Genomic DNA, 6,279 nt, shown 5'->3' on the forward strand with positions numbered 1-6,279 from the left:
ATGACGGGGGACACCGCGGATCGGCCCGCGGTGGAGGAGGATCCACGCGGGCCGCTGTGGCGGGGCGCCCAGTACTTCCGGGCGCTGTCCGTCCTGTACGCCGTGGGGCTGCACGTCGCGCAGGCCGACCGGTTCAGCCGGATCGGTTGGAGCTGGGTGCTGCTCGGCGCGGTGGTGGTGGTGAGTGCGGTCTGCGCGCTGGCGTACGTTCGGGGATTCGGCCGGAACCGCGTGTTCGTGGCCGGCGAGACGGTGGCATCGGCGGGACTGGTGTGGGCGACGTGGGCCGTGGTCGTGCCGGGCTTCGCGGCGCACAACCAATGCCTGCCCACCACGCTGTGGATGACCAACCCCGTCGTGTCGCTGTCGATCCTGTCCGGTCCCTGGGCTGGAGTGGTGGGTGGGATCGTGATGGCGGCGGTGAATGCGGTGTACCGGGGCACCGCGTTCGCGGGCACGCTCGGTGACGCCGACTACCCCGTGATGATGGCGGTCGGCCTCGGCCTGGGTGTCGCGGCGCGGGTCGCGATCCGCTCGGCGGAGGCCGTTCGCGAGGCCGAACGCCGCACGGCCGAGGCCCGGGTGCGCGAGCAGTTGGCACGGCAGGTGCACGACGGCGTGCTGCAGACACTCGCGCTGGTCGCGCGCCGCTGCGCGGCGATGGGTTCCTCCGCCGCGGATCTCGCGGCCCTGGCCGGCGAGCAGGAGGCGGCACTGCGGCGACTGATCTCCGAGTCCCCGACGGACGGCGCCGGACCCGCGCAGCGGGACGAGGTGGACCTGCGCGACCTGCTGCGCGCGGCGGCCGGTCCCGGCGTCACGCTGAGCGAGCCCGGACGTCCCGTCCGGCTGGCGGCGGCGCGTGCACACGAGGTGGTCGCGGCCGTGCGCAACGCCCTCGGCAACACGGCCCTGCACGCCGGGCCCGAGGCGCGGAGTCTCCTGCTCCTCGAGGACCTGGGGGACGATGTCGTGGTGACGGTCCGAGACGACGGCCCTGGGATCGCGGCGGGGCGACTCGAGGCCGCCCGCGCCGAGGGCCGCCTCGGGGTCCGAGAATCGATCGTCGGCCGGATCCGGGCGCTGGGCGGCCGCGCAGACCTGGTCACCGGGCCCGGCGACGGTGTCGAATGGGAGCTGACGGTCCCCAAGTGCGCGAGGGAGGAGGGCTGCGATGGCTGACGAGATCTCGGTCCTGGTGGTGGACGACCACCCGATGTGGCGTGACGCCGTCGCGCGGGACTTGGAGGCACGGGACCTGACGGTCGCGGGCACCGCAGACTCCGTCGCGGCGGCCGGCCGGATCGCCGCCGCGGTCCGCCCCACCGTCGTCCTCATGGACATGAACCTGCCCGACGGTGACGGGGCCGCGGGCACGAGGCTGGTGCTGCGGCAGGCGCCCGGCGCAGCGGTGCTGATCCTGTCGGCGTCCGACGAGCGCGACGACGTGGTCGAGGCCGTGAAGGCGGGCGCGCTCGGCTACCTGGTCAAGAGCGCCTCCGCCGACGAGCTGGTGGCGGCGGTGCGGGCCGGCGCGGCGGGGCATCCGGTGTTCACGCCGGGCCTCGCCGGGTTGGTGCTCGGCGAGTTCCGCCGGATGGCGGCGCAGCCCGAGCCGCCCGGGCCCGCACTGACGCCGCGCGAGACCGAGGTGCTGCGCCTCGTAGCGAAGGGCTTGTCCGCCAAGCAGATCGCGAACCGTCTGACGCTCAGTCACCGCACCGTCGAGAACCATGTGCAGTCGACACTGCGGAAGCTACAGCTGGGCAATCGTGTCGAGCTCGCGCGCTATGCGATCGAGAAGGGGCTGTAGCGGGCCGCGGGAGCATCTCAGAGCTCGCGTGCCCGGTACCCGCCGAGTCCCATGGTGATCACCAGGACCTGCCGTTTCGTCCGGTCGACGAGTTCGGCCTCCTCGCGGGCGTTGCGGGGATCGATCCGCACCAACTCGGCGACGAACCGCAGCATGACGGTGACGAACAGGTCGGCGGCCATGTCGAGGTCCTCGGCCGCCCAGGTGCGCAGCGCGGGGACCCGGGCCAGGTCGTGCGTCAGCTCCTTGGCGAACAGCCGCAGCTCCACGTCGATCGCGCGGCGTACCTCGGGGGAACCGCTGTACTGCTCGCGAACCAGGAAGCCGAACTCCACGTCGTTCTCGCGGACCTGGCGGATCAGGATGTCGAGCGCGTCCGCTGCGCTCGGCGGGGCACCGTCGGCGCCGCGTCGCGCGTCCCGCAGCATCCGGCGCAGCACGCGCATCGAATCCTCGACCAGGGTGACGCCGAGATCGTCCATCGAGGCGAAGTGCCGGTAGAACGCGGTGGGTACCACGCCGGCGGCCTTCGCGACCTCACGGAGCGAGAGGCTCGCGAACGAACGCTCGCTGGACATCGCGAGGGCCTCGTCGAGCAGGGCCTGTCGGGTGCGCTCCTTGGCCTCGGCGCGTGACGACCGGGTGTCTGTCCGCGTGGAGCGGCTGTCGGTGCCGGCCGAACGGGTAGGCGTCGCACGCTCGGGCGTGGGGCGACTACGTGGGCGGGACACGCTCACGAGTGTATAGGCGTTCACCAGTCCGGCGGATGTGGCCGAGTTCACAGCGGGAAGGGTTGACGTGGTTACCAGGGTGTCGTGCACACTATGAGTGTACAAGCGTGCACCGAATGGAGACACACAATGAGTCGCTTGAAGACATTCGCCGGATCGGTGGTCCAGGCCGCGCTCGCGCCCCACGCCGTCGACCGCTACCTCGAGTTGATCGACCCGATGATCACCTGGACCGACGTCCGCGGCCGGGTCACCTCCGTGACCCGCCGGACCGACCGGACCGTGACCTTCACTCTGACGCCCACCCGCCAGTTCGAGGGGTTCGAAGCCGGGCAGTTTGTCCAGGTCAGTGCCGTTATCGACGGTGTCCGGCACAGTCGCTGCTTCTCGCCGGCGACCTCGCAACACGACCGCGGCGCGCTCGAGTTCACGATCACCGCCCACGACGACGGCTTCATGTCCAAGCATCTGCGGGACACCCTGACCGCGGGCGACGTCCTCGGTCTCAGTCAAGCCGCCGGGACCTTCACGCTGCCGGCGCAGCGCCCCGCGGACATCCGCCTCGTGAGTGGCGGAAGTGGGATTACACCCGTACTCTCGATCATGCGTACGCTTGTGGACGAAGACCACGCCGGAACGATCGAGCTGCTGCACTTCTGCCGGGACGAGACCGACAATCCGTACCGTGCGGAGCTGGAGCGACTCGCGCGGCGGACCGGGATCAGCGTGCGCTACGTGTACACGCGTTCCGGCGGCGGCCACTTCGGCGCCGGCGATCTCGAGTCGCTCGGTGACGTCGCCTTCGCCTGTGGCCCCGCCGGTCTGCTCGCGGCGGTCTCGGAGCACTACGCGGAGCGCGGCGCGGCCGACCGGCTGCGCATCGAGGAGTTCACGCCGCCGGTGCCCGCGTCCACCGACCCGAGCGACGCGACCGGCACGCTCACCTTCGCCGAGTCGGGCGTGACGGCGGAGAACGACGGCCGCTCCGTGCTCGACCAGGCCGAGTCCGCCGGCCTGTTCCCCGAGAGCGGCTGCCGCATGGGGATCTGCTTCTCCTGCACGGCCGTCCGCACCTCCGGATGCACCCGCAGCCTGCTCACCGGCGAGCTCGACTCCGAGCCCGAACGACACATCCAGCTGTGTGTCAGCGCCCCCGTCGGCGATGTCGAGATCGCCCTCTGACCCGCTTCGCCCCCCAATACACCTGATCCGCCAGTCCGACCCGAGAGAAGGACCACCATGACCGAGCACATCACCCTCACCCGCCAACAGGTCGAGGAGATCGGCGCCCGGCTCGACGCCATCCGCGCCCGCACCGTCGCCGACCTGGGCGAACGCGACCGCGAATACATCTACTCGATCCTCAAGGCTCAGCGGGGCCTCGAGATCACCGGCCGCGCGCTGATGTACCTCAGCCCGTTCCCGCCGGCCTGGTTCGCCGCCGTCGGGGCCCTGAGCCTGTCCAAGATCCTGGACAACATGGAGATCGGCCACAACGTCATGCATGGCCAGTACGACTGGATGCGTGAGCCCGGCCTGAACTCCCGCGAGTTCGAGTGGGACACCGTCTGCCCCGCCGAGCAGTGGCGCCACAGCCACAACTACATGCACCACACCTTCACCAACATCGTCGACATGGACCGCGACGTGGGCTACGGCATCCTGCGGATGGCGCCCGAGCAGAAGTGGAACCCCTACTATCTCGGCAATCTCGCGTGGGCGACCGCGCTGATGGTCCTGTTCGAGTGGGGTGTGATGCTGCACGACCTCGAGGTCGAGAACATCGTCGCCGGAAAGCGCAACTGGTACGACGTCAAGAGCCTGGCCAAGGGCATGTGGCGCAAGTCCAGCAAGCAGGTGCTCAAGGACTACATCGTGTTCCCGCTGCTGACCGGTCCCCTGTTCCCGCTGACCTTCGCCGGTAACCTGACCGCCAACCTGGTGCGGAACCTGTGGACGTTCTCGATCATCTTCTGCGGCCACTTCCCGTCGGGTGTGCAGACCTTCAGCATCGAGGAGACCGCCAACGAGACCAAGGGCGACTGGTACGTGCGACAGATGCTGGGATCGGCCAACATCGACGGCGGCCGGCTGTTCCACATCCTGTCGGGCAACCTGAGCTTCCAGATCGAGCACCACCTGTTCCCCGATCTGCCGGCCAACCGGTATCCCGAGGTCGCCTCCGAGGTCCGCGCGATCTGCGAAGAGTACGGACTGCCGTACAACTCGGGCTCGCTGAGCAAGCAGATCACGTCCACGTGGAAGAAGATCGCCAAGCTCTCGCTGCCCAACTGGATGGTGAGCCACGAGCCCGAGCTCGAGGTCACCATCGAGCGTCTCAGCGCAGAGCAGGCCGCGCGGGACGCGCTCGCGAAGAAGCAGCCGATCGTCGAGGAACGTGAGACGGTGTCGGTATAAGACCGGCGTCGTCTCGCCCCCTCGGTCACCCGGCCGTGGGGGCGTCGGCGTCGACAACGAAGGGGAATCCCATGGTGGGCAAGATCGAGCGCAATAAAGACGCCGCGCAGGAGGTAGTCGAATCGACCGCCGTGCACGTCGGGCGGATCGCGACGATCATCGCGCAGGCGGTGGCGGACGTGACGCGGGAGATCGGCGACATCGTCACCGACGGCTTCGAGATGCGCGAGGCCGCACGCCGCGCGGGCCGCGACGACCCCGACGACGGTGCCCGCTGGCGCCACCGCCGGGCCGCCCGGCGCGCCGGCAGCGTCGAGTCGGACGATGCCGAGCCTGATGCCGACGCCGTCGAGCCCCATGCCGACGCCGTCGAGTCTGATGCCGGCGCTGCGAAGCCGGGTTCCGACGCAGATCCGGGGGAGGCCGAGCCGGACGCCGGCGACCCACCGCGGTGATCCTCCCCCTGAAGCCGTGAAAGCCGTCGGATCACGTCAGGCCCGCTCCCGAAGGAGCGGATTCGGCGTGCACGGGGGCCCCGTCTCATCACCCGGGGAACGGCGGGACCGCCCGTAGGGTCCCCGCCCGCACCATCGCCTGCGTGATGATCCGGAACAGTCGGGGCCGGTCCTGGGCGTCGGCCCACGGCCAGTGCACGACCTCGATGCCTCCCTGCTGGAAGTCCGCGTCGCGTGCCCTCTCGTCGCGGATCCGGTCGTCGGCGGCATACTCGCCCATTCCGTCGAACTCACCCACCAGGCGGCCGTCCCAATCGAAGTCCGCCCGGTATTCGTGGCCGCACAGCTCGTACCGGCGTCGCAGCGTCGGAGTCGGAAGTCCCCATTCGTGCATCAGACAGCGGGACCGCGACTCGCCAAGGGATTCGCTGCTGTCCACCGATGCCACCAACGCCTGGCGCGCCGTCCCTACTCCGCGACGGCCGATTCAATGCCGCTGCGCGAACCTTCCGCTGGTATTCGTCCCAGGCAGCCTCGCGCGGCCGATCAGCGTACACGCCGCGTTCGACCGCACCTGTGGATACCGGGAGTCCGACCCTCGAAGCCGTGGCGTCCCCCGAAACACGCGAAGTCCGCTCCAGTAGGAGCGGACTTCGCGTGTTTCGGGATGCAGAGGGTCAGTCGCGGCGGCTCGGGCCGGGCTGCGAAGGACCGGTCGGGCGCTGGCCCGGGCCGCCCTGCGGTCCCGTCGGGCGCGGTGCGTTCGGACCGGGATAGGGGCGCCCGCCGCCGGGATACGGGCCGCCGGGGCCCCGCCATATTCGGCCGAGACCACCTCGGTGTCGAGCCGGATCCGGTCTGC

At 70.3% G+C, this 6,279-nt stretch carries 7 protein-coding genes; 5 read left to right on the plus strand and 2 right to left on the minus strand.

The genetic code is table 11. The annotated features are described in order from the left end of the window. Together macS and ABD908_RS17045 are read left to right on the plus strand one after the other, a co-directional pair. Positions 1 to 1,182, plus strand: coding sequence for a MacS family sensor histidine kinase (macS, locus tag ABD908_RS17040; protein WP_344998081.1), 1,182 nt, complete (start codon positions 1 to 3; stop codon positions 1,180 to 1,182). Continuing rightward, positions 1,175 to 1,813, plus strand: coding sequence for a response regulator (locus ABD908_RS17045; RefSeq protein WP_344998083.1), 639 nt, complete (start codon positions 1,175 to 1,177; stop codon positions 1,811 to 1,813). Before macS ends, ABD908_RS17045 begins: the two co-directional genes overlap by 8 nt. 17 nt (positions 1,814 to 1,830) lie before the next feature. On the opposite strand, the gene ABD908_RS17050 is transcribed toward ABD908_RS17045, so the two are convergent. Further along, positions 1,831 to 2,544, minus strand: coding sequence for a TetR family transcriptional regulator (locus tag ABD908_RS17050; protein ID WP_344998085.1), 714 nt, complete (start codon positions 2,542 to 2,544; stop codon positions 1,831 to 1,833). Positions 2,545 to 2,673: 129 nt separating this feature from the next. Between ABD908_RS17050 and ABD908_RS17055 the strand changes: the two genes are divergently transcribed. From ABD908_RS17055 to ABD908_RS17065, 3 genes are all read left to right on the plus strand, one after another. Then, positions 2,674 to 3,726 (plus strand): ferredoxin reductase, encoded by a 1,053-nt coding sequence (locus ABD908_RS17055; protein WP_344998087.1) that lies wholly within the window; start codon positions 2,674 to 2,676, stop codon positions 3,724 to 3,726. Between the two features lie 57 nt (positions 3,727 to 3,783). Further along, positions 3,784 to 4,962, plus strand: coding sequence for a fatty acid desaturase family protein (locus ABD908_RS17060; RefSeq protein ID WP_344998089.1), 1,179 nt, complete (start codon positions 3,784 to 3,786; stop codon positions 4,960 to 4,962). Positions 4,963 to 5,033: 71 nt separating this feature from the next. Then, on the plus strand, positions 5,034 to 5,417 hold the full coding sequence (locus tag ABD908_RS17065; protein ID WP_344998094.1) for a hypothetical protein: 384 nt from the start codon (positions 5,034 to 5,036) through the stop codon (positions 5,415 to 5,417). Between the two features lie 88 nt (positions 5,418 to 5,505). Here ABD908_RS17065 and ABD908_RS17070 read toward each other — a convergent pair whose 3' ends face one another. Beyond that, positions 5,506 to 5,856, minus strand: coding sequence for a hypothetical protein (locus ABD908_RS17070; protein WP_344998090.1), 351 nt, complete (start codon positions 5,854 to 5,856; stop codon positions 5,506 to 5,508). Between the last annotated feature and the right edge of the window lie 423 nt (positions 5,857 to 6,279).

Origin of the sequence: Tsukamurella soli (assembly GCF_039541155.1) — a bacterium.
Classification (GTDB): Bacteria; Actinomycetota; Actinomycetes; order Mycobacteriales; family Mycobacteriaceae; genus Tsukamurella; species Tsukamurella soli.

Excerpts from the sequence above, each read along its gene's own strand:
- macS (WP_344998081.1), top strand. The coding sequence starts at position 1 with ATGACGGGGGACACCGCGGATCGGCCCGCGGTGGAGGAGGATCCACGC.
- ABD908_RS17045 (WP_344998083.1), top strand. The coding sequence starts at position 1,175 with ATGGCTGACGAGATCTCGGTCCTGGTGGTGGACGACCACCCGATGTGG.
- ABD908_RS17055 (WP_344998087.1), top strand. The coding sequence starts at position 2,674 with ATGAGTCGCTTGAAGACATTCGCCGGATCGGTGGTCCAGGCCGCGCTC.
- ABD908_RS17060 (WP_344998089.1), top strand. The coding sequence starts at position 3,784 with ATGACCGAGCACATCACCCTCACCCGCCAACAGGTCGAGGAGATCGGC.
- ABD908_RS17065 (WP_344998094.1), top strand. The coding sequence starts at position 5,034 with ATGGTGGGCAAGATCGAGCGCAATAAAGACGCCGCGCAGGAGGTAGTC.